Here is a 22,788-nt window from a genome sequence, read left to right as displayed (position 1 = left end):
CTTTTGCCTTTTGCCGACCGCCGACCGCTAGGCGGCCGGCGCCGCCGAGGCGATCGGTTCGAGCAGCCGGTGCGGGCGGACCAGGGAGCGGGAGACCGGGTCGTCCCGGTGCGTGCCGCCGCGGGCGGGGTTGGGGCGCATCGCGATCCCGGTCGGCGGGACGGGTGCGCCGCCGCACCGCGGGCAGACGCCGACGACGTCCAGGTCGGTGCCGCAGACGGCGTGCGCGAACAGGTGGTGCGGGCCGCCCGCGGTCGCGTGCCGGCCGCCCCAGCGGCTCAACTGGTAGAGCGGACCCCACAGTTCGAGGCCGGTCCCGGTGAGCAGGTAGCCGTGGCGCAGCGGCGCCTGCTGGTACGGCTCCTTGCGCAGCACCCCGGCCGCGACCAGGGCGTTGAGGCGGGCGGTGAGGACGGCGCGGGGGATGCCGAGGTGGGCGAGGAAGTCGTTGAAGCGCTGCACTCCGTAGAAGGCGTCGCGGAGGATCAGCAGGCTCCAGCGTTCGCCGACCACCTCCAGGGCGCGGGCCAGTGCGCAGTCCTGCTGTTCGTAGTCGGTTCCCAGCGCCATGCGGGTCAGCCTAGTCCACCCGGACAGCGGGTTCAATGAACAGACCAATGGTGGTAGCGTGCCGATCGAGACGAAGGTTCATTCACCAGACCTACGGGTCCGCGCTCCGGAGGGAACACCCCATGTCCCCCGCACCACCCGGCTCCTCCCCCGTCGCCGCGCCCGTCACCGCGCCCGCCCGGCCCCGCGCCACCCTGGCCGCCACCCTGGCCGCCACCGCGGCCGCGACCGCGCTGGTCACCGTCGCCTACACCGCCCCCACCGCCTCGCTCGCCGCCACCGCCCAGGCCGCGCACCTCGGGGCCACCGGCCGGACCTGGATCCTCACCGGCACCCTGGTCGGCATCTCCGCCCTGCTGCTCACCGCCGGAAGCGCCGCCGACGACCACGGCCGCAAGCGGGTCTTCACCTTCGGCGTGCTGCTGTTCGCGGCCGCCGAGGCGCTGGCCGCACTGGCCCCCGGCGGCACCGTCTACCTGGCCGCCCGGGTGCTGCTCGGCGTCGCCTCGGCCGCCGTCCTGGCACCCGCGCTCGGCCTGATCAGCCACGCCCACCCGCCCGGACCGGGCCGGATCCGGGCCCTCGGGGTCTGGGGCGCCGCCGTCGGCCTCGGCATCGCCGTCGGCCCGGTGTACGGCGCGCTGGTCGGGCAGTGGGCCGGCTGGCGCGCGGTCAGCGGCGGGATCGCGATCGTCTCGGCCGCCGTGGCGGCGTACGCGGCCACCGTCCTCACCGAGTCCCGGGCCGAACGGCCACGCGCCCTCGATCCGTACGGGGTGCTCACGCTGGCCGCCGGGGCGTCCTGCCTGATCGCCGGGCTGGCCGAGGGGCGCGGCGGCTGGGGGCGGCCGGTGGTCGTCGCGCTGCTGGCCCTCGGCGTGCTGCTGCTGGCGCTGTTCGGGCTGGTCGAGGCGAAGACCCGGGAGCCGATGCTGGACCTCGCACTGTTCCGCAGCCCCGGCTTCGTCGCCGCCACCGGCGGGGCACTGTTCACCGGGCTCTCGCTGGTCGGCTTCATGAGCTACCTGCCGACCCTGCTCCAGGGCGTCCTGGGCCTGTCCGGCCTGGCCGCGGGCGGGGTGCTGGCGCTCTGGTCGGGCCTGTCGGTGCTGTCCGCGCTCCAGGCGCGGCGGCTGGCGGCGCACCTGTCGGCCACCGCGCAGGTCGCCGTCGGACTCGCGGTCTGCGGCCTCGGCGAGGCGGGCCTGTACGGGCTGGCGCCCGGCTCCGGCTGGCTGCGGCTGGCGCCGGGTCTGGCGGTGGCGGGCGTCGGCAGCGGGGTGCTCAACGCGGCGCTGGCCCGGCTGGCCGTCAGCAGCGTCCCGGCGCACCGGGCGGCCATGGGCTCGGGTGCCAACAACACCTCCCGGTACCTGGGCTCGGCGCTCGGCGTCGCGGTCACCGTGGCCGTCGCGGGCTCGGCCCGACCGGGCGGCCCCGGCCGGGAGGCCGCCGCCCGCGCCCTGGCGGCGGGCACCGACCGGGCCGTCCTGGTCGCCGCCGCACTGTGCCTCGTCGGCGCGCTGCTCGCCCTGGCCGCCCGCGCCGCCGAAGTCCGAGGCGCCGAAGCCCGGCGAGCCCTTCCCGGAGCGCCCGCTGCCGCACCGGTGAGCCCGCTACGGTGAGCGGCCCGCCGGGGCCGCGTGCGAAGATGGCAGGGCTGGTGGGGACGATCTCCGGACGGTTCTCTGGCCATGGTGAACGACAACGAACACCACCAGGGCGAGCCGCAACAGGACGCCCTGCTGATGGTGCCGATCGCGACGGCGCTGATCGAGGCCGACGGCCGGATCCTGCACTGGAGCGGCGACGCGGAGGCACTGCTCGGCTACTCCCCGGGGCAGGCGGTCGGGGCCAGGGCCGCCAAGTTGCTGACCTCCGAGGAGCAGCGGCCCGAGGTGCTGGAGCTGTTCCAGCAGATCCTGAACGGTCGGCCCTGGTCCGGCGTGTTCCCGGTCCGGCACCGGGACGGGCACCTGGTGAACCTGGAGTTCCGCACCTATCCGATCACCGGGCCGGACGGCCGCACGCTGGTGCTGGCCGTCGCCTCCGACGTGACCACGCTGCGCCGGATCCAGGCGGACCTGGCGGTGCTCGACGGCTTCTTCACCCAGTCCCCCGTGGGCATGGGCGTCTTCGACCCCGAGCTGCGGTTCGTCCGGCTGAACGAGGCACTGGCCCGGGCCAACGGCCTGCCCGTCGAGGAGCAGCTCGGCCACCGGCTCACCGAGGTGCTGCCCGGGATCAACGGCGCCGAGGCCGAGGCGGTGATGCGGCGGGTACTGGAGAGCGGCGAACCGGTGGTGGACACCCGCTCGCACGGCCGCACCCCGGGCGACCCGCAGCGCGACCACGCGTGGTCCGCCTCGTACTTCCGGTTGGAGGAACCCGGCGGCCGGGTGCTCGGCGTGAGTTCCACCGTCATCGACGTCACCGAGCGGTTCCGCGCCGAGGCCCGGGCGGCGCGCGCCCAGGAACGGCTGGCCCTGCTGGTCGACGCGACCGCCTCCATCGGCACCACGCTCGACCTGCGGCAGACCGCCCGGGAGCTGGCCGACACGATGGTGCCCAGGGTCGCCGACATCAGCGGGGTGTTCGCGCTGGAGGTGCTGGTGGCCGGGCGGAACGTCGAACCGCCCGACCCGGACGCGCCGCAGCTGGTCCGCCGACTGGCCCTGGCCACCACCGACCCGCTGTACCCGGCCGAGTCACTGCCGGTGGAATCGCTGTACGAGCTGACCCCGGACTCGCCGTACGCCCGGGCGCTGGCCACCGGGCGGACGGTGGTGGTGCCGTCCTGGGAGCTGCCGCTGCTGAGCGAGGCCATCACCGAGAGCCACCGCCGGGCCTACCTCGGCGACCGGCCGCGCTCGGTGCGGATCACCCCGCTGGTCGCGCGCGGCACCACGCTCGGCATGGTGGTGTACTCGCGGCGCGGCGACCGGGAGTCGTTCGCCGAGGCCGACATCACCCTCGGCGACGAGCTGGCCTCGCGGGCCGCCGTCGCGATCGACAACGCCCGGCTGTACCTGCGCCAGCACCAGACCGTCCTGGCCCGGCAGCAGGCGCTGCGCGAGGCGAAGGCCGCCCAGGAGCGGCTGGCGCTGGTCAACGTGGCCTCCGCCCGGATCGGCACCACCCTCGATCTCGCCCAGACCGCGCAGGAGTTGGCCGAGGTGGCGACGCCCAGGCTGGCCGACTCCGTGGTGGTGGAGGTGCTGGAGGACCTGGTCCGCGGCGAGCGCGAGGCCCGCGCCCCGGAGGACGGTTCGGCGCTGCTGCGGCGGATGGCCTTCCACTCGGTGCCCGGCTCGACGTTGCGGCCGGTCGCCCGGCTCGGCGGGGTGCACCGCTTCGCACCCGGCACGCCGTACGCATGGAGCCTGGCACACCGCAAGCCGGTCCTGGTGCCGCGGATGGACGCGGAGGGGCTGGCCTGGTTCGCCGACGACCCGGTGCGCGCCGCGGCGGTGCGGGAGCAGAACGTCCACTCCTTCATGGTCGTCCCGCTGATCGCGCGCGGCACCGCGGTCGGCGTCGCGGGCTTCTACCGCACCCTGGTGGAGCGCCCGTACGAGGAGGACGACATGGCGCTGGCCGGCGAGTTGGCGGTGCGGGCCGCCGTGTCGATCGACAACGCGCTGCTGTTCACCCGCGAGCGCGACGCGGCCGCCGCCCGGCAGCGGGCGCTGGACGCGGCCCGGGCCGCGCAGCAGCGGCTGTCACTGCTCAACGAGGCCAGCACCCGGATCGGCACCACCCTCGATCTGCACCGCACCGCCCAGGAGTTGGTGGAGGTGGTGATCCCGCGCTTCGCCGACTTCGTCACCGTGGACCTGCGCGACGCGGTGCTCGGCGGCGAGGAGCCCGGCCCCGTCCCGGACAACGAGTCGATACTGATGCGGGCGGTGGCGGTCGGCGAAACGGCTCAGGACGGCACCATGACGGCGGCCTCCGACCAGGTCGGCGAGACCTCGCAGTCCGCCCAGCTGTACGCGCAGAGCCTGCGCACCCGGCGCTCGATCCTGGTCTCCGAGGTGACCGAGGAGGAGATGCGCCGGATCGCCGCCTCGCCCGACCGGGTCCAGCCGGGGCTGGCCGCCGGGGTGCACTCGTACCTGATGGTGCCGCTGGTGGCGCGCGGACTCGTACTGGGCGGCGCGGAGTTCGTCCGCACCCGCAACCCGGAGCCGTTCGGCCCGGAGGACCGCTCACTGGCCGAGGAACTCGCCGCGCGCACCGCCCTCGCGATCGACAACGGCCGGCTCTACCGGCGCGAACGGGACACCGCGCTCACCCTCCAGCGCAGCCTGCTGCCGCAGGAGATCCACCGCACGCTCGGCCTGGACCTCGCCTACCGCTACCTGCCCAGCAGCGTGGTCAGCGAGGTCGGCGGCGACTGGTTCGACGTCGTGCCGCTCTCCTCGGGGCGGGTCGCGCTGATCGTCGGCGACGTGATGGGCCACGGCATCCGGGCAGCCGCCACCATGGGCCAACTGCGCACCGTAGCCCGGACGTTGATCACCCTGGACCTGAGTCCGGAGCGCGTCCTGCACCGGCTGGACGAGGCCTCCAGCGCCCTCGGCGAGGGCCAGTTCGCCACCTGCGTCTGCGTGGTGTACGACCCGGTGGACCGCCACTGCACCGCCGCCTGCGCCGGCCACCTGCCGCCCGTCGTCGCCGATCCGCAGGGGCGGGCGCACCTCGTCGAACTGCCGCCCGGCGCACCGCTCGGCGTCGGCGGAGTCCCGTTCGAGAGCGTGGAGTTCACCCTCCCCGAGGAGGCCATCCTGGTGCTCTACACCGACGGGCTGGTCGAGCGCCGGGGCCACGACATCGACGAGGGACTGCAGCTGCTCTGCCGGACGGTCGCCGACCGGCGCCGCTCGCTGGAGCAGACCTGCGACGCCGTCCTGGCCGAACTCACCGGCCCCACCAGCGAGGACGACATCGCCGTCATCATGGCGCAGGTCCGGCCGGTCGGCGCGGACCGGATCGCCAGCCTGCCGCTCACCGGCGACCGCGCGATGGTCGCCCACTCGCGCCGCTTCACCCGCGAGACGCTGGCCGCCTGGGGCCTCGAAGCGCTCGCCGACTGGGCCGAACTGCTCACCAGCGAGCTGATCACCAACGCCCTGGTGCACGCCGGATCCCCCACCCAGCTGCGGCTGTTCTGCAACCGGGCGCTCACCGTCGAGGTCGCCGACCAGGAGAGCGAGACGCCCCGGATCCGGCGCGCCCGCGCCGAGGACGAGGGCGGGCGCGGCATCCACCTGGTCAACGAGCTCGCGCACCGCTGGGGCAGCCGCCGCACCGGGGACGGCAAGGTGGTCTGGTTCGAGCTGGAACTGCCCCCGGGCAGCCCGTCCGAGTGATCCGGCCCGCGACCGGGCGATCCGGGCCCGCGACCGGGTGGCGCGGCCTGCGACCGGGCGGTTCGGCCCGCGACCGGGAGGCTCGGCCCGCGGGCTCAGTCCGGCAGGAGCAGGTTCACGTCGCCGAACTCGTGCCAGAGGTAACGGTGCTGGACGGCAGCCCGGTAGCACTCGGCGAGCAGGGGCCGCCCGGCGACGGCGGCCAGCATCAGCAGGTGCGAGGCGCGGGGCTCGTGCCAGCCGGTGAGCAGGCCGTCGACCGCGCGCACCCCGCGCTCCGGGGTGATCACCAACTCCGTCCAGCCGTCCGCCTCCTGGACGGTGCCGTCCGGCGCGGCGGCCGACTCCAGGGCGCGCACCACCGTGGTGCCGACCGCGATCACCCGCCCGCCGCCGGCCCGCACATGGCCGACCAGGCGGGCGGTGGCCGCCGGGACGTGGAACCGCTCGGCGTACGGCGCCTCGTGCGCCTCCGGCGAGGCCACCCCGGTGTGCAGCGTGACCGGCGCGACCAGCACCCCGCGACCCGCCAGCCGGGCCACCACCTCCGCGCTGAACGGCCTTGCGGCGCTGGGCATCTCGCTGCTTCCGGGGACGGTCGCGAAGACCGTCTGGTAGGCCTCGATCGGCCAGTCGCGGTCCACGTAGCCGTACCGGATCGCCTTGCCGTACGCCTCAATGTACGTCAACAGACTTGCTGGCAAAGTGAGTTGGGCATACCAGAGCCGGGCGGTGAACGGTGCGACCAGCTCGGCCGCGCCGCCGGCGGGCAGCGCCACCCGCAGACCAGGCCGGGCCGGGGAGTCGGCCGGCGGGTAGCAGGCGGCCGCCGCACCCGGCACCACCCGCCGCAACTCCACCAGGTAGGAGCCACGTTGGTCGGGCTGGGCGGAGGACAGGTGCAGCGCGACCGCCGTACCGTCGGGCAGCCGGCCGGGCAGCGCGGCCGGCAGGGTGGCCGAGTTGTTGACCACCAGCAGGTCACCCGCGCGCAGCACCCCGGGCAGCTCGGTGAAGCGGTGGTGCTCGACGCTCCCCCGGTCGCGCCGGCCGACCAGCATCCGCACGCCGTCCCTCGCCCCGCCGCGCGCCTCCGCCGGTGCCCGGGCGGAGAGTTCGGGCGGTACGGCGACGTCGAGGCCGAGGTCCGCCAGTCCGGTCATCGCCCACCCCGGGCCGCGGCCCTCAGGTCCTCGACGCGGTAGCGGCCGGAAGGGGCGCGGTCGTGCAGCAGTCCGAGCAGGACCGGCACCACCTCCTCGGGCAGCGGCTCGCCGGAGATGTCCTCACCGGGGCTGGCCTCCTGCAACATCCCGGTGCGCATGCTTCCCGGGTCCACCGCCCACACCCGCAACTCCGGCTCCTCCCGGGCGAGTACGGCGGTGGCGAGGTCGAGCGCCGCCTTGCTGGCGCCGTAGCCGCCCCAGCCGAGATAGGGCACGACCGCGGCGTCCGAACTGATGTTGAGTACGGCCCCGGCGTGGGCGCGCAGCTGCGGCAGGACGAGCTGGGTGAGGGCGATCGGGGCGAGCGCGTTGACCTCGAAGGTCTCCAGCAGGTCCGGCAGCGGGAAGTCGGCCAGCCGGGGCAGCGGTTCGGCGCCGGGCGCGGTGGCGCCGTTGAGCGTACCGGCGTTGTTGACCAGCAGGCTCGCGCCGCCGAGCCCGTCGGCGGCCGCGGTCAGGTGGGCGCGGTGGTCGTCGTCGACGATGGAACCGGGGAGGGCGACGACCTTGGTGACGGCGGCCAGGGCCGCCTCGGCGGCGGCGAGTCCGGCCGCGCCGCGGGCGCTGATCACCAGCTGCCAGCCGTCGGCGGCGAGGGCCCGGGCGAGCGCCAGGCCGAGCCCCCGGGAGGCACCGGTGACCACGGCGACGGGGGCGGGGGCGGGGGCGGGGGCGGTGTGCTGTGCTGCGTCCATGCCCCCACCCTCGCCCCGCAGGGGGCGGCGGCGGATCGGCCACCGGAACCGGGACCCGGTCGTCCGTTGGGCCTAGAGCGGCTGGGTCGCCGGACCGGGGCCGGCGGCCCAGGCTTGCGGGTCCGTCCAGGCGGCGAGGGTGCGGCGGGTGTCGAAGCGGTGCTCCCGGCCGGTCAGCGGGTCGGTGAACTCGACCACCGAGGCGAGGAGTTGGAGCGGACGGCGGAAGTCGTCCGGGGCCGGTTCGGGCAGCACCACCGGATACACCGGGTCGCCGAGGATCGGCACGCCGAGGCCGCACATGTGCAGCCGCAGCTGGTGGGTGCGCCCGCTCAGCGGCCGCAGCCGGTAGCGGGCCAGGCCGTCGCGGCGTTCCAGCAGGTCGATCCGGCTCTCGCTGTTCGGCGGCGCGTCGAGCTCCCGGGCCGCGATCACCCCGCGCTCCTTGAGGATGTGGCTGCGCACGGTGCGCGGCAGGTCCAGCGCCGGGTCGTACGGGGCGATCGCCTGGTACTCCTTGCGCACCAGCCGGTCGCTGAACAGCGTCTGGTAGGCGCCGCGCTCCTCGGGCCGCACCACGAACATGGCCAGGCCCGCGGTGAGCCGGTCGAGCCGGTGCGCGGGGCTGAGGGCGGGCAGGTCGAGACTGTGCCGCAGCCGGGACAGCGCCGTCTCGACGACGTGCCGGCCGCGCGGGGTGGTGGCCAGGAAGTGCGGCTTGTCGACGACGACCAGGTGTTCGTCGCGGTGCAGCACCTCCAGTTCGAACGGGACGTGGACCTCCTCGGGGAGGTCCCGGTAGAACCACAGGTGCGCGCCGGGCCCGAACGGCTCGTCCGGGGCGACCGGGCCGTGCTCGCCGACGATCTCGCGACCGCTCAGCGCCGCGTCGATCCGCGCGGCGCCCACGGCCGGCAGCCGCTCGACCAGGTAGGCGCGGACGGTCGGCCAGGGGCCCTCGGGCGGCAGCCGCAGGTGCACCGGGTCCACACCGTGGCGCTGCGGGAGGGGGGAGGCCGGGCGGCGGCTCTTGCGTCTCATCTCCCGGCCAGCGTAGTCCGCCCGCTGGGGCGGGTCTTCAAGCCCCCGTCGTCCGCCCGGAGGGCGGGCGTGGCGGCGTTGGGGTGCGTGCATCGCAAGGCGGAAGAGGGAGTCCATGCGGTGGGGGCACCTCCCGGCCGAAGGCTGGGGGCCATCGGCGACCGACGACAACGCCGCGAGGTGCGTTTGTGCCCTGGGGGTACCTCCCGGCCGAAGGCTGGGGGAGCGTCGGCGCGCAGGCGGGGGTTTGAAGACCCGCCCCAGGGGCGGCCTCGGCCGAGGTCCCCGAGGTGCCGCTCACGGGGAGTGCGGAGCACAGTGGACGGTAGGTCGCCAATCCGCCGGGAGCAGCCGGGAGGACGTGTGAGCGCAGACGGCCCGGGCGGTGTGCCGCCGCTGCACCTGCCGCGGCGCACCCGGATGCTGCTGGTCGGCGCCTTCGGGCTGCTGGTCGCCGCCGTGGTGGCCGACCTGGTGACCGGGCCGGGGACGACCCTCTCCCCCGTACTGGCCGTCGCGCCGGTCCTGGCCGGGGCGACCACCCGCAGCGCCCGGGTGCCGCTGGCCGCCGGGGGCATCGCCGTCGTGGCGGTCGGGCTGCTGGAGACCACCAACACCGAACTGCCGGCCGAGGTGCACATCACCGCGCTGATCACGGTGCTCGCGGCGACCCTGGCCAGCGCCGCCAACGTCGTCCTGGTCTCGGCCCGGGAGCGGGAGCTGTTCCACGTCCGGACGGTCGCCGAGGCGGCGCAGCGGGCCCTGCTGCGCCCGCCGCCGGAACGGATCGGGCGGCTGCGCACCGCGGTGCGCTACGTCGCGGCGGCGGCCGAGGCACGCATCGGCGGGGACCTGTACGCGGTGGTCGACACCCGCTACGGCGCCCGGATCCTGCTCGGGGACGTGCAGGGGCACGGGCTTCCGGCGGTGGAGACGGCGGCGGACGTGCTGGGGGTGTTCCGCGAGGCGGCCCGGACGGAGCCCGATCTCGGGCGGCTGGCCGAGCGGCTGGACGCGGCGCTCGCCGCCCGACCGGGCGAGGGGCGCTTCGCCACCGCGCTGCTGCTGACCGTGCCCGCGGAGCGGGGGCCGGTCGGCGTGGTCAACTGCGGGCACCCGCCCCCGCTGCTGCGCCGCGCGGGCCGGGTGCACGCGCTGACGCCGCCGTACGCCGCGCCGCCGCTCGGGCTGCGGGGGCTGACCGGTGACGGGTATCCGACGGGCCGCTTCGAGCCGCTGCCGGGGGACCTGCTACTCCTGTACACCGACGGCATCACCGAGGCCCGCAACGCCGAGGGGCGGTTCTACCCGCTGGAGGAGCGGCTGCCGGAGCTGCCCGCGGGGAGCCCGGCGGACCTGCTGGAGGACCTGCTCGCGGACGTCGACGGCTGGGTCGGCGACGCCGGGCTGACGGACGACGCGGCGCTGCTGGCGCTCCGCTGGGAGCACTGACGGGCGGACGGGCAGGCCGGCGGGTCGGCGGGAGCGGTGACGGCCCGGCCGATTGTCAGAGCCGTGTGCAAGGCTTCGCACACGGTCGGTGAGGGGCCGGCCGGGTAACGATCGTCGGGAGGAGAGCGCCATGGGGTCCAAGGCCAGCGGGTCGTTCGAGCTGACCAGCTTCGAACCGGTGGAGACGGAGGAGCGCGAGGGTGCGGCCTTCGGGCGGGTCCGGATCTCCAAGAACTTCACGGGCGGGCTGAGCGGCACCAGCGAGGTGCGGATGCTCTCCGTCGCGGGCCCCTCGGGCGGCCCGGCGTCGTACGTCGCGGTGGAGCACGTGACGGGCGAACTGGACGGGCGGAAGGGTTCGTTCGTGCTCCAGCACGCGGCATGGGACACCGGCGGGACGACCATACGCGTGGTGCCGGGCACCGGGTCGGGCGAGCTGGCCGGGCTTACCGGCGAGTTCCGCCTGACCGTCGACGAGGCCGGCACCCACACCTACGTCCTGGAGTACGACCTGGGCTGATCACCTGGTCTCCCCCGCGCGCCGCGTGCCGCACGCACCGGGCTGCCGTCCGCGCTGCCACGATGATGCGATCAGTGCACGATCGACATCGGAGGGTGGCGCATGCCCGGTACGACGATGGCGGCGGACGGCACGCCGGTCGCGATGCTGGCCGCGAATACGGTCGCGGTGCCTGTCGCGACTCCTGTCACGGCGCCAGTCACGGCGCCGGTCACGGTCGAGGAGATGGTCGGTCGGCTGCGGGAGATCGGGGCGGGTCTGCCCCCGGCGGACGGGGTGGCGGTCTTCAACCGGCTCTACCTCACCGTCACGGAGGCCGTCCGCGACCGGCTCGGCGGCTCGTACTTCGCCGATCCGGCGGCGATGGCCGAACTGGACACGATGTTCGCCGGGCGCTACCTGCTGGCCGTGGCCGCCGACGCGGCCGGGCAGGAGCCGCCCGCCTGCTGGCGGCCGCTGTTCGCGCTGCGCGCCCACCCGGGGGTGCACCCGCTGCAGTTCGCGTTGGCCGGGATGAACGCCCACATCCAGCACGACCTGCCGCTCGCCGTCGTGGACACCTGCCTGCGGCGGGGCTGCGAGCCGGCCGGGCTCGCGGCGGACTACCACCGGATCAACGGCCTGCTGGCGGAGGTGGAGACGACCGTCCGGGAGCAGCTGATGCCCGGCCCGGACGTGCTGGAGCGTGCCGAGCCGCTCACCCACCTGCTCGGGGTCTGGTCCGTGGAGGCCGCCCGCGAGGGGGCGTGGTCCGCCGTCCAGGCGCTCTGGGAGCTGCGCGCGGTGCCGGCCGCCGCGCGGGCCTTCGCCGCCGCCCTGGACTGCTCGGCCGGCCTGCTCGGCCGCGCCCTGCTGCTCCCGCTCGGCCCGCACCCCGCGCGGGACGCAGCCTGCGGCGCACCGGGCACGGCAGCGGACGCACCGGACACACCAGGCAAGGCACTGCACGCACCGGGCACGGCGCCCGGCGCCCCAGGCACGGCGCCCGACGCACCGGGCAGGTCACCGGACGCGCCCCGCACGGCGGCCGGCCGGCTCCCCGAGGCGAGGAACCGGCCGGCCGGTGAAGGAGCGGGCGCTCGGGCCCGGCCCGATCAGGCCCAGCTGGAGTGCAGCGGCTTGCCCTCGGCGTAGCCGGCCGCGCTCTGGATGCCGACGATCGCCTTCTCCTGGAACTCCTCCAGGGTGTTGGCGCCCGCGTAGGTGCAGGAGCTGCGCACACCGGCCACGATCGAGTCGATCAGGTCCTCGACGCCCGGGCGGGCCGGGTCGACGAACATCCGGGAGTGCGAGATGCCCTCCTCGAACAGCGCCTTGCGGGCCCGGTCGTACGAGGAGTCCTGGGAGGTGCGGTTGCTGACCGCACGGGCCGAGGCCATGCCGAAGCTCTCCTTGTACTGGCGGCCGTCGGCGGCGGTCTGCAGGTCGCCCGGGGACTCGTAGGTGCCGGCGAACCAGGAGCCGATCATCACGTTGGAGGCGCCGGCGGCCAGTGCCATCGCGACGTCGCGCGGGTGGCGGACGCCGCCGTCGGCCCACACGTGCTTGCCGAGCCGGCGCGCCTCGGCGGCGCACTCCAGCACGGCGGAGAACTGCGGGCGGCCGACGCCGGTCATCATCCGGGTGGTGCACATGGCGCCGGGGCCGACGCCGACCTTGAGGATGTCGGCGCCCGCCTCGACCAGGTCGCGGACACCGGCGGCGGAGACCACGTTGCCGGCCACGATCGGGATCCGCGGGTCGAGGCCGCGCACCGCGCGCAGCGCGCTGATCATCGATTCCTGGTGGCCGTGCGCGGTGTCCACGACCAGCACGTCGGCGCCGGCGTCGATCAGGGCCTTGGCCTTGCCGGCCACGTCGCCGTTGATGCCGACGGTGGCGGCGATCCGCAGCTTGCCGGCGGCGTCCACGGCCGGGGTGTACAGGGTGGCGCGCAGCGCGCCCTTGCGGGTGAGGATGCCGACGAGCCGGCCCTCGGCGTCGACGACCGGGGCGAGCTTGCGGTGCGCCTCGGTGAGCTTGTCGAAGGCGGTGCGCGGGTCGATGCCCTCGTCCAGGAGCAGCAGGTCACGGGACATCACGTCGGCGAGGCTGGTGAAGCGGTCCACGCCCTGGCAGTCGGAGTCGGTGACGACGCCGACCGGCTTGCCGTCCTCGACGACCACGAGGGCGCCGTGCGCGCGCTTGGGCAGCAGCGACAGCGCCTCGGCGACGGTGGCGCCCGGGGCGAGGGTGATCGGGGTGTCGTGCACCAGGTGGCGCTGCTTGACCCAGGAGACGACCTCGGCGATGACCTCGGTGGGGATGTCCTGCGGGATGGCGACCAGGCCGCCGCGGCGGGCGACGGTCTCGGCCATCCGGCGGCCCGCGATGGCGGTCATGTTGGCGACGACCAGCGGGATGGTGGTGCCGGTGCCGTCGTTCGAGGAGAGGTCGACCGCCTGCCGGGAGCCCACGGCGGAACGGCTGGGGACCATGAAGACGTCGTCGTACGTGAGGTCGTACGAGGGCTTGAGGTCGTTCAGGAAGCGCATGAAGGGGGCTCTCTGGCTGGGAGAAATTACACCTCGGGTGCGGTTGCGGCACTGCCGCCGGGCGCACTCGGGCGCCCGGCACCCAGCATTCGATTCTCCGGGACGGTGGGATCAAAAGCCAGTTCGAGGCCCATTGCTGGCACTGTGTACAAACCATGATCAATGCTCCGCGCGTAGACTTGGACGATCATCCAAGGCCGACGGTTTTCGCCCCGGCCTGGGCCGCTCCCGTAGCATTCACGCGGTAACGGCGAGGCGAGCGGGAAGCGGCGACAGGCAATGACGGCGGGCGTGGACATCAAGCAGGACCAGAGCGACACGGACACCGGGGAGGAGATCGACTACGGTCCCGGCCTCGACCCCGAGCGGCTGCGGCTCTGCCTGGACGTGCTCGCCGAGCTCGACCAGCTGCACGTCGACCACCCGGACGCGATCACCGTCCGCCAGGCCGTCGGCGGCATATTCCGGACCCTCAAGCAGCGCCGCCGCCAGGAGACCCGGGCCCGCAAGACCGCCAACGACCGCGAGGTCACCGCGCGCACCGCCACCGGCGCCCCCACCCGGATCGACGACGAGACCGCCGGCGCCTTCGGCCTGACCACCGTCACCAGCACCGAGATCGCCGGCATCCTGGAGCGGCCCCGCTCCTGCTACACGTGCAAGCAGCGGTATGTCGAGGTCGACGCGTTCTACCACAACCTCTGCCAGGACTGCGCCGTCAAGAACCGGTCCCACCGGGACGCCCGCGCCGACCTCACCGGCAAGCGCGCGCTGCTCACCGGCGGCCGGGCCAAGATCGGCATGTACATCGCACTGATGCTGCTGCGCGACGGCGCCCACACCACCATCACCACGCGCTTCCCCAACGACGCCATCCGCCGCTTCACCGCGATGCCGGACAGCGCCGAGTGGATCCACCGCCTCAAGGTCATCGGCATCGACCTGCGCGACCCGGCCCAGGTCATGGCGCTCGCCGACGAGGTCGCCGCCGACGGCCCGCTGGACATCCTGATCAACAACGCCGCGCAGACCGTGCGCCGCCCGCCGGAGTCCTACCGCGAGCTGCTCGCCGCCGAGTCCGCGCCGCTGCCGGCCGGCGAGCTGCCGCAGGCCACCACCATCGGCCGCTTCGGCAGCGGCAGCGTCGACCTTCCCGCCCTCCCCCACCAGGCGAGCGGCGACGCGCAGCGGATGGCCGCCGAGGACGTCACCTCGCTCGCGCTCGTCACCGGCTCCGCCACTCCCGCCCGGATCGAGGCCGGCACCGCGATCGACGCCGGCGGGCTGGTGCCCGACCTCGCGCCCACCAACAGCTGGGTGCAGACCGTCCAGGAGGTCGGCCCGGTCGAGCTGCTGGAGGTCCAACTCTGCAACTCCACCGCGCCGTTCATCCTGATCAGCCAGCTGCGCCCGGCGATGGCCGCCTCCGCCTCCCGCCGCAAGTACGTGGTCAACGTCTCCGCGATGGAGGGCGTGTTCCAGCGCGGCTACAAGGGCGCCGGCCACCCGCACACCAACATGGCCAAGGCCGCGCTCAACATGCTCACCCGCACCAGCGCGCACGAGATGTTCGAGACCGACGGCATCCTGATGACCGCCGTCGACACCGGCTGGATCACCGACGAGCGGCCGCACCCGGACAAGATGCGGCTGGCCGACGAGGGCTTCCACGCCCCGCTCGACCTGGTCGACGGCGCGGCCCGGGTGTACGACCCGATCGTCCGCGGCGAGCTCGGCGAGGACCTGTACGGCTGCTTCCTGAAGGACTACGAGCGCTCCAACTGGTAACCCCGGTCCCCCCGAGGATCCCCGCGAAGGAGATGGCGAATTGACCACCGCACCGCTGCTCGGCGCAGGAGTCATCGTGCCCACCGGGGACGGCCGGGTGCTGATCGGCCGGCGCACCACCGCCGGCGAACCGCCCACCTGGAGCCTGCCCGGCGGAAAGGTCGATCCCGGCGAGTCCTTCGAGCAGACCGCGGCCCGCGAACTCGCCGAGGAGACCGGCATCGTGCTGCCCGCCGAGCAGATGCGGGTGCTCGCCCTCCTGCTCGACCACGAGCTCGGCCGGCCCCGGCTGACCGCCGCCGTGCTGGCGCCGCCGAGCCTGGCCGAGGCGGTCGTCACCGAGCCGCACGCCTGCGGCGGCTGGGAGCGCGTCGCGCTGGACGCGCTGCCGGAGCCGATGTTCTACCCGTCCTCGCTGGTCCTCGGCAGCTGGCTGCCGGAACGGCCGTCGGCGGTCCGGGCCGGAACGACCGGGTACCCCGTCACCCGCTGAGGGCGACGGGGTACGCCCGGGCGGCGGCGGTCCAGCCCACCCGGGCGGCGGCGGTCCAGCTCGCCCGGACGGCGACGGTCCGGCTCGCCCGAACGGCGACGGTCCGCCGCCCACGCCGGGCGGCGGCGGGCCGTCAGCCGTTGCGGGCGGCCTCGGGGCCGGTGATCCGCTTCAGCAGCGGCAGCGTCGAGGCGATGATCCCGACCGAGGCCACCACACCGAGGGCGACGAAGCCGAAGTACACCGCGCCCGGCGACACCAGGTGGTAGTCCATCTGGGAGCTGAGGAACAGGGCCGAGGCGGCGAGGGCCGCGCCGATCGAGATCACCGCCACCGACAGCAGCGGCAGCACGCTCTCCAGCGCGATCACCCGCTGGAGCAGGCGCAGCGGCGAACCGGTGAGCCGCAGCATCGCGAACGGCCGCCTGCGGTCGGAGAGTCCGGCCACCACGCTGACCGCGAGGCTGCACCCGGCGATCGGGAGCGTGGTCAGCAGCACCACGTTCGCCAACTGCCGCCAGCCGGCGAGCCGTTGCTGGCCTTCGGTGGCCCAGTCGCCGACCGTGTGCGCGTCGTGGTCGGGCCACGCCGCGGTGAACACCGTCCGGACCTGCTCCTTCGCCGCCGTCGATCCGTCGGTCGTGGCGTAGAGCAGTTGGACCGGGAGCTTCGCGACCTCCTCCGCGGAGACCGGGACGGCGGGCCACTCGGCGTCCGGGCGCGAGGTGAGGTTGAGGAACTCGCGCGACGGGACGGCCGCCACGCTCGCCCCGGCCGCGCAGTGGCCGACCACCGGGACCTCGGCGAGGTCCGCGCAGGACACCAGGCCGGGGGTGAGGAGCGGGGCGTCCGGGCGGGAGCCCACCGGGATCTTCCCGAGGCCGGCCGGGTTGGTGTGGAGCACCGCGAGACCCCGCAGGCCCGGCACGGCCCGCGCCTGCGCCAGGACCTGCTCCGGCACCGCGTCCGTCAGTTGCCTGCCGTCCCGGTAGTCGCCCTGCACCACGGACGCGCGGGACGACTGGTCGCCGTCCAGCGAGCCGCGGTTGGCGTTGATCGTGCCGATGACGCAGACCGTCGACGTGGTGACGAACAGCGCCAGGATCAGGCCGCTGACCGCGCGGAATCCGGCCTTCGGGTCGTCCGCGAGCCGGCGCACCGCGATCAGCGTGGCCGGACGGCTGGTGCGGCGGGCGACCGCACGGGCGGCGACCATGGTCAGCCACGGCCCGGCGATCACCAGGCCGAGCATCACCAGCAGGAACCCGGGCAGGTAGGCCGCCGCCTGTCCGTTCCCGGTGGCCGGGCGGCGGCCGAGGAAGTACACCAGCTCCGCGAGCCCGGCCAGCAGCGGGACCAGCCGCCAGGCCCGGGGCGGCCGCGGGGTGACCCGGCGGCTGACGCCCAGCGGGGAGACGGTGACCCGGCGCAGCGCGAACCGGGCCGCCACCGCCGAGGCGAGCGGCACGGCCAGGACGGTGCCCAGCACCTGGAGGCCGGTCAGGCTCAGGTCGTCGAGGTGGAAGCGGCCGCCGGTGAAGGGCACGTCGGCCACCAGCGGGCGCAGCGCCAGGTAGAGGCCGAAGCCGGCGGCCGTCCCGGCCACCGCGGCGACGGTGGACTCGACCGCGGCGATCACCGAGATCTGCCGCGGGGTGGCACCGACCAGTCGCATCGCGGCGAACCGCTGCTCCCGGGTGGCGGCGGACAGGCGGGTCGCGGTGCCGATGAAGATCAGCACCGGGAAGATCATCGCACCGCCCACCACCGACAGGATGAGCGTCATCGCGTCACCCCGGATGCCCCGGCTCAGGCAGTCGCCGTTCCCGCACTCGGGCCGGGTGGAGGCGATGGTGGTGACGGCGACGGCGCGGGGCGCGGCCTCGACCTCGCCGACCGTCCGGCCGACGACCACGGCCAGCGTGTCCGGAGAGGGCATCGCCGAGTCGTTCAGGGTGCCGGCCATCCGGCCCGGGAAGCGATCGCCCAGCTCGACGGCCGGGACGGTGCGCAGCAACGCGGCCAGCGCCGGGGAGGCGTAGTACTCGCCGGGGGCCGGCACCCGGTCGAGCCCCGGCGGGACGGGCGAGGTCGGCCCGGTCGCGGCGACGTCGATCTCGCGGATCTCCGAGCCGTCGTAGTAGTCGTTGTGGGGCCGCCACCACAGCGGGTCGACCTGCGCGCTCTCGGTCCGGCTCCGGGCCCCGGAGTCGAGCCAGACCTGGCGCTGGTTGGCGCGGTCAATCGCGTTCATGCTGGCGAGCGTGGACAGCAGCAGCCCGACCCCGATCGCCACCGCCGCCGCGATCATCAGCAGCCGGGCGAGCGCCTCCCGGCCGCCGCTGACCGCCAGCCGGAGCGAGAACCGGATCACGAGGCCACCGACCCGGCTCCGGCCCCGGCCCCGGCCCCGGCCCCGGCCCCGGCGGAGAGCGTGCGGGCTTGGCCGTCGCGGACGATCGCCTCGCGGTCGGCGTAGGCGGCGACCCGCGGCTCGTGGGTGACCAGGATGACGGTGGTGCCCTGCTCCCGGGCCGAGCCGACCATCAGTTCCATCACCTGCTCGCCGGTCAGCGAGTCCAGCGCGCCGGTCGGCTCGTCGGCGAACAGCACCTGCGGCCGGGCCACCAGGCCCCGGGCCAGCGCCACGCGCTGCGCCTGACCACCGGACAGTTCGCCGGAGCGGCGCCGCTCCATGCCGTCCAGGCCGAGCCGGGCGAACCACGGCCGGGCCTGCGCGAGAGCGTCCGCGCGGCGCACGCCGTTCAGCAGCAGCGGCAGCGCCACGTTCTCCTCCGCCGTCAACTCCGGGACGAGCTGGCCGAACTGGAACACGAAGCCGAACTTGTCGCGGCGCAGGGCGCTGCGCCCCGCCTCGTTCAGGGTGTCCAGGCGCTGCCCGTTGAACAGCACCTCGCCCGCGTCGGGCACCAGGATGCCGGCCAGGCAGTGCAGTAACGTCGACTTTCCCGAGCCGCTCGGGCCCATGATGGCGAGCACCTCGCCGGCCTCGACGGACAGGCTCGCCCCGCGCAGGGCGGGGGTTTCACCGAAGGACAGGGCGACGTCGCGGGCCTCGATCACGGCGGTCATGAGCGCACCGCCTCGGCCAGCGCGTCCAGGCGGGCGGTGGTGAGGTCGATCCAGCGCAGGTCGGCGTCCAGGTGGAACAGGCCGTGGTCGGCGAGCAGGGCGTCCACCAGGGCGCCGGTGCGGCGCAGTTCGGTGAGTTCGCGCATCCGGCGCAGGTGGGCGGCGCGCTGGGTGTCCAGGTACTCCTCGGCGTCGCGGCCCAGCATCAGGGCCAGCACCACCTTGGTGAACAGCACGCTCTGCAGGTTGGGTTCGGGCGCGACCGGATCCCGGAGCCAGGTCTCGAACTCCGTCACCCCCGCGTCGGTGATCACGTAGCGCTTGCGTTCGGGTCCGTCGCCGGGCTCCGCCTCGCCCGCGACCACCTTGCCGTCGCGGGCCAGCCGGCCGAGGGTCGCGTACACCTGTCCGTACGGGAGGGGTTTGCCGCGGCCGAAGAGGGAGTCGTAGTCGCGCTTGAGGTCGTAGCCATGGCTCGGCTCCCGCTCCAGCAGCCCCAGCAGGGTCAAAGGAACACTCATGGGGGAGACCATACCCCACGCGTATACTCCGAGTGTATAGCTGGCGAGAATACGGCCCCTGCCTGCGGAAACCCCGTCAGAACCCGGCCGGGACCCGGGCGGAAGTCGGTCAGAACGCGGCCAGAGCGCGGCCGGAGCGCGATCAGAGCCCGGGCGGAACACCGTCACCCGGGTGCGGGCGGGCAGAGGGCAGCCCCACGCTCACCCCCTGCACCGCACCACGGCCCGGCACCCCCACGGTCAACCGGGCCAAGCCGTCCCCTGGCACGAAGGATGCGGCCGGACCCCAGCCTGCCCGCCCGCCCGGCCGCTGCCGAGGGCCGAACGTCCCGGGTGCACGAAGGGGCGCCGGGCGGCCGCGCACCCGGGCGCGACCCGGAACACGACCGGCACGCGGCGGCGCCGTCCGCAGGTCCCGGTGGTACGAGCCCGCACGACTCTTGTGCGCAGGCGGCCACCGGGTGGAAATTGGGTGACGAAGCCTCACGACCTCACCACCGCGCCGCCCCAACCCCCCTGAGGAGCCGTCGACGTGTCCAGCACACCCCGCCCCGCCCGGCCTTCGTCGCGCCCGCCGCGAACCGGCCGCCGGCTGCGGCGGGCCTTCGGTGCCCGGCACGAACCGCTGGTCCGGCCCGTCGACCGCGCCCGCGCCCGCGCCTGGCTGCTGAGCGCCTTCGGGGCCCTGCTCGCCCTCGCCTTCGCCACCGGCAGCTCCCTGCTCGCCTACCACGCCACCGCACCCCAGGCCGACAGCGACCGCCTGCGCCTCCACAAGGTCGACGCCGTGGTGCTCACCCTCCCCGACCACGGCACCGGCACGGGCACCGGAGGACGCTTCGGCGCCGGCTACAGCACCCGCGTCGACGCCGAGGCCTCCTGGACCTACCCCGACGGCCAGCCGCACACCGGTACCGTCCAGGCCCCCCGTACGGCCGTCACCGGCACCGTCGTCCCCGTCTGGGTCGATCCCGCCGGCGCCCTCTCCTCGCCCCCGACCAACCGCGCCGCCGTCGCCGTCTCCGCCGTCTGCACCGGCGCCGGCGCCCTCCTGGCCCTCCTGGCCCTGCTCACCCTCGCCCTGCGCCTTCGTCTGCACGTCCTCGACCGCCGCGCCGACGAGGCCTGGACCCAGGGCTGGGCCCGCCTCGAACCCCTCTGGAGCGGCCGCGCCGGCCACCGCCAGGACGACTGACCCCTGTGGACGAGCGGGAACCGGCGAGCAGCGGGACGCGGCGCCAGGTCAGAGCGGGTGGGTCCAGTCCGGGGCGGGGTGGGCTCCGGCGGCCCGGTGGGTGAGGGCCGCGACCGCGACGAGGAGGGCCAGGGCGAGGGTCAGGGCGATGGGGACGTCGGCCTGGCGGATGAGGAGGGCGCCGACGAGGGCGCCGACGAACATCCAGACGGCGGAGGCCAGACGGCGGGGGCCGGTGCGGTCGGCGGCGAGGGCCGTGATGGTCATGGTGAGCACCGTGGTGGTCAGGTCGGGGACCTTGAGGGAGCGGACCACCGCGTTCTGGCCGCCCATGGCGAAGGCCAGCAGTCCGATGAGGCCGTAGCGGGCCGGGTCGGAGGTGTAGCCGGCCACGGTGGCCAGGGCGATGCTCGCGGCGACGAACACCGTCTGGGCGACCACCGCCGTGGTCAGCAGCCGCCCGCGGTGGTCGGGCAGCCGTCGGGCGAGGTGGCCGCCGACCAGGGCGCCGAGTACGAAGGCGGCGAGGGCGCTCAGCGAGGCGGTGGCGGAGAGTCCGGCGGCACCGGCCAGGGCGAAGCCGAGGAAGACCACGTTGCCGGTCATGTTGGCGACGAAGACGTGGCCGAGCCGGAGGTAGCTGACGGCGTCCACCAGTCCGGTGACGACGGTGAGCACCAGCAGCATCGGCACCAGCGGCCCGTGCCTGGGGTCGGGGGTGAACATCGGGACCTCCTGGTCGGCCTCGTGGCGGTGCCTCCGTTCTACCTCCCCCGGACCTCCTGCTAGGCGAGCGCGGGGCGGCTCGGGTCGTCGGGTTCGTCGTCGAGGTGCCAGTGCAGGTCGCGGACGCCGGGTTCGAGGGAGAGCCGGCTGACGACCTGTTCGAGGGCCGGGGCGACCTGCCCGGTGATGGCCACGGTGGCGCGCAGGCTGGTGGCGTCGCCGCTGTCGGTGCGGCGGGCGCGCAGGCCGGTGGGGGCGAGGCCGGAGGCGGACAGGGCCTGGAGCAGCAGGGCCCGGATGTGGGTCTCGGCCTTGCGCTCGCATTCCAGGTGGACGGTGGCGCGGACGGTGGAGTCGGGGTCGCTGCCGGACTGCGGGGCCCGGTCGAGCATCCGGCCGGCCGGGCGCAGGATCAGGTGGACGGCGAGGACGCCGAGCGTGCCGAGGACGGCGAATTCGAGCTTCCCGGCGGCGGCGAGCACCCCGACGGCGGCCGAACACCACAGCGTGGCGGCGGTGTTGAGGCCGCGGACGCCGGCGCCGTCGCGCAGGATGACGCCACCGCCGAGGAAGCCGATGCCGGAGACGACGTAGGAGGCGACCCGGGTGGGGCTGGCGGCGTCGCCGACGGCCTCGCTGTACAGCACGAACAGGGTGGCGCCGGCGGCGACCAGGGCGTTGGTGCGCAGGCCGGCCATCCTGGCCCGCCACTGGCGTTCGACGCCGATGAGCGCGCCGCAGGCGACCCCGGTGGCGAGCCGGACGAGGAAGTCGGCGGTGGTCAGGGTGTGCACGACGGCACCTCCTTCACTGGGAGAGCTGGGAGAGCGGGGAGAGCTGGAAGAGCAGGGAGACGGACGGACGGGTGGCGGGCCGCTGCCCACCACCCGTCCGTTCGGGCTGCGGTCTTCGGCTCAGTGGTTGAGCGCGGTCTGGACGATCTTGATGATGACCATCACCATCGCGACCAGCAGGTAGGCGCGCAGGGCGCCCATGCCGACCTTGCGGGCGGTGGACATGACCGGCTTGCCGAGGGTCTCCAGCGGGGGCATCCGCCATTCCTCGCGGCCGGTGCGGTCGACGGGGTCTTCCTTGGTCCCCCGGCGGCCGAAGGTGAAGAAGTATCCAGCGACCAGGACACCGGCCACGCCGCAGCCGGCCATGATCCACAGGATCGCCTGCGAGCTGATGTCGGGCCAGACCACGGCGGCGGTCAGGATCAGCGACAGCATCACCAGGACGCCGACGACGGCGGAGGTGAAGGCGTTGGTCTTGGGCCCGTTGACCCAGGGCCCCAGGACGGCCTTGTCGTTGCACAGCAGCAGCAGGAACACCGTCGCCGAGGGCAGCAGCACACCGGCCAGCACCTGGACGAACTGCGTCATCAGGCCCTGGGTGTAGCCGGTGGACAGCAGCGTGATCGCGGCCGCCGCGACCACCAGGCCGGCGTAGATCGCGTAGAAACCCTTGGCGCCCTTGACGCCCCGGTGCAGCGAGTGCCTGATGCCGAACACGTCGCCGATCGCGTAGGCGGTGGACAGCGACACGGCGAAGGCGCC

The 22,788-nt window shown here is 74.8% G+C and carries 19 protein-coding genes; 8 read left to right on the top strand and 11 right to left on the bottom strand.

Annotated elements, in window-relative coordinates; all coding sequences use genetic code 11:
- Window positions 1-27: 27 nt before the first annotated feature.
- Window positions 28-570, bottom strand: coding sequence for a winged helix-turn-helix transcriptional regulator (locus tag ACFV61_RS17980; RefSeq protein ID WP_380492589.1), 543 nt, complete (start codon window positions 568-570; stop codon window positions 28-30).
- A 122-nt stretch (window positions 571-692) separates the two neighbouring features.
- Here ACFV61_RS17980 and ACFV61_RS17975 point away from each other — a divergent pair, with 122 nt between their 5' ends.
- Window positions 693-2,195, top strand: coding sequence for an MFS transporter (locus ACFV61_RS17975; protein ID WP_380492587.1), 1,503 nt, complete (start codon window positions 693-695; stop codon window positions 2,193-2,195).
- Window positions 2,196-2,264: 69 nt separating this feature from the next.
- Complete coding sequence (locus ACFV61_RS17970) at window positions 2,265-5,945, top strand: SpoIIE family protein phosphatase (protein ID WP_380492585.1); 3,681 nt, start codon at window positions 2,265-2,267, stop codon at window positions 5,943-5,945.
- 95 nt (window positions 5,946-6,040) lie between these two features.
- On the opposite strand, the gene ACFV61_RS17965 is transcribed toward ACFV61_RS17970, so the two are convergent.
- From ACFV61_RS17965 to ACFV61_RS17955, 3 genes are all read right to left on the bottom strand, one after another.
- Entirely contained in the window at window positions 6,041-7,108 is a 1,068-nt protein-coding gene (locus ACFV61_RS17965; protein WP_380492583.1) for an S-adenosylmethionine:tRNA ribosyltransferase-isomerase, read from the bottom strand.
- Window positions 7,105-7,866: an SDR family NAD(P)-dependent oxidoreductase gene (locus ACFV61_RS17960; RefSeq protein ID WP_380492581.1), complete on the bottom strand. Its 762-nt coding sequence runs from the start codon at window positions 7,864-7,866 to the stop codon at window positions 7,105-7,107. The genes ACFV61_RS17965 and ACFV61_RS17960 overlap by 4 nt, the downstream gene beginning before the upstream one ends.
- 72 nt (window positions 7,867-7,938) lie before the next feature.
- Window positions 7,939-8,907, bottom strand: coding sequence for a pseudouridine synthase (locus ACFV61_RS17955; protein WP_380492579.1), 969 nt, complete (start codon window positions 8,905-8,907; stop codon window positions 7,939-7,941).
- Window positions 8,908-9,270: 363 nt separating this feature from the next.
- On the opposite strand from ACFV61_RS17955, the gene ACFV61_RS17950 reads away from it, so the two are divergent.
- The 3 genes from ACFV61_RS17950 (at window position 9,271) to ACFV61_RS17940 (ending at window position 12,013) form a co-directional block, all read left to right on the top strand.
- A complete protein-coding gene (locus ACFV61_RS17950; protein WP_380492577.1) occupies window positions 9,271-10,359 on the top strand; it encodes a PP2C family protein-serine/threonine phosphatase in 1,089 nt (362 codons plus the stop codon).
- Between the two features lie 130 nt (window positions 10,360-10,489).
- On the top strand, window positions 10,490-10,879 hold the full coding sequence (locus ACFV61_RS17945) for a DUF3224 domain-containing protein (RefSeq protein ID WP_380492575.1): 390 nt from the start codon (window positions 10,490-10,492) through the stop codon (window positions 10,877-10,879).
- Between the two features lie 102 nt (window positions 10,880-10,981).
- Window positions 10,982-12,013, top strand: a complete 1,032-nt coding sequence (locus tag ACFV61_RS17940) for a DUF5995 family protein (protein WP_380492573.1) — start codon at window positions 10,982-10,984, stop codon at window positions 12,011-12,013.
- Here ACFV61_RS17940 and ACFV61_RS17935 read toward each other — a convergent pair.
- The gene (locus ACFV61_RS17935; protein ID WP_380343415.1) at window positions 11,974-13,413 is read right to left on the bottom strand and encodes a GuaB1 family IMP dehydrogenase-related protein; all 1,440 of its coding nucleotides are present in this window, start codon (window positions 13,411-13,413) and stop codon (window positions 11,974-11,976) included. The genes ACFV61_RS17940 and ACFV61_RS17935 overlap by 40 nt on opposite strands.
- A gap of 297 nt (window positions 13,414-13,710) precedes the next feature.
- On the opposite strand from ACFV61_RS17935, the gene ACFV61_RS17930 reads away from it, so the two are divergent.
- Both ACFV61_RS17930 and ACFV61_RS17925 read left to right on the top strand, forming a co-directional pair.
- Entirely contained in the window at window positions 13,711-15,201 is a 1,491-nt protein-coding gene (locus ACFV61_RS17930; protein ID WP_380343480.1) for an SDR family NAD(P)-dependent oxidoreductase, read from the top strand.
- Window positions 15,202-15,241: 40 nt separating this feature from the next.
- A complete protein-coding gene (locus ACFV61_RS17925; protein WP_380492571.1) occupies window positions 15,242-15,694 on the top strand; it encodes an NUDIX hydrolase in 453 nt (150 codons plus the stop codon).
- 133 nt (window positions 15,695-15,827) lie between these two features.
- On the opposite strand, the gene ACFV61_RS17920 is transcribed toward ACFV61_RS17925, so the two are convergent.
- The 3 genes from ACFV61_RS17920 to ACFV61_RS17910 are packed head-to-tail and all read right to left on the bottom strand — an operon-like array spanning window position 15,828 to window position 19,308.
- Window positions 15,828-18,068, bottom strand: a complete 2,241-nt coding sequence (locus ACFV61_RS17920) for an FtsX-like permease family protein (protein ID WP_380492570.1) — start codon at window positions 18,066-18,068, stop codon at window positions 15,828-15,830.
- Window positions 18,065-18,787, bottom strand: coding sequence for an ABC transporter ATP-binding protein (locus ACFV61_RS17915; RefSeq protein ID WP_380492568.1), 723 nt, complete (start codon window positions 18,785-18,787; stop codon window positions 18,065-18,067). The genes ACFV61_RS17920 and ACFV61_RS17915 overlap by 4 nt, the downstream gene beginning before the upstream one ends.
- Entirely contained in the window at window positions 18,784-19,308 is a 525-nt protein-coding gene (locus ACFV61_RS17910; RefSeq protein ID WP_380376580.1) for a PadR family transcriptional regulator, read from the bottom strand. The genes ACFV61_RS17915 and ACFV61_RS17910 overlap by 4 nt, the downstream gene beginning before the upstream one ends.
- A 532-nt stretch (window positions 19,309-19,840) precedes the next feature.
- Between ACFV61_RS17910 and ACFV61_RS17905 the strand changes: the two genes are divergently transcribed.
- Window positions 19,841-20,503, top strand: a complete 663-nt coding sequence (locus tag ACFV61_RS17905; protein ID WP_380492566.1) for a hypothetical protein — start codon at window positions 19,841-19,843, stop codon at window positions 20,501-20,503.
- 48 nt (window positions 20,504-20,551) lie between these two features.
- Here ACFV61_RS17905 and ACFV61_RS17900 read toward each other — a convergent pair whose 3' ends face one another.
- From ACFV61_RS17900 to ACFV61_RS17890, 3 genes are all read right to left on the bottom strand, one after another.
- Window positions 20,552-21,229, bottom strand: coding sequence for a YoaK family protein (locus ACFV61_RS17900; RefSeq protein WP_063346500.1), 678 nt, complete (start codon window positions 21,227-21,229; stop codon window positions 20,552-20,554).
- Between the two features lie 59 nt (window positions 21,230-21,288).
- Entirely contained in the window at window positions 21,289-22,023 is a 735-nt protein-coding gene (locus tag ACFV61_RS17895; RefSeq protein ID WP_063346501.1) for an MgtC/SapB family protein, read from the bottom strand.
- Between the two features lie 120 nt (window positions 22,024-22,143).
- A partial coding sequence (locus ACFV61_RS17890) for a divalent metal cation transporter (protein ID WP_380492564.1) occupies window positions 22,144-22,788 on the bottom strand: 645 nt, incomplete at its 5' end.

It is taken from the genome of Kitasatospora sp. NPDC059817, from assembly GCF_042731835.1.
Classification (GTDB): domain Bacteria; phylum Actinomycetota; class Actinomycetes; order Streptomycetales; family Streptomycetaceae; genus Kitasatospora.
The sequence above is the reverse complement of the archived record's forward strand: the minus strand, read 5'-3'. Positions and strand labels throughout refer to the sequence as shown.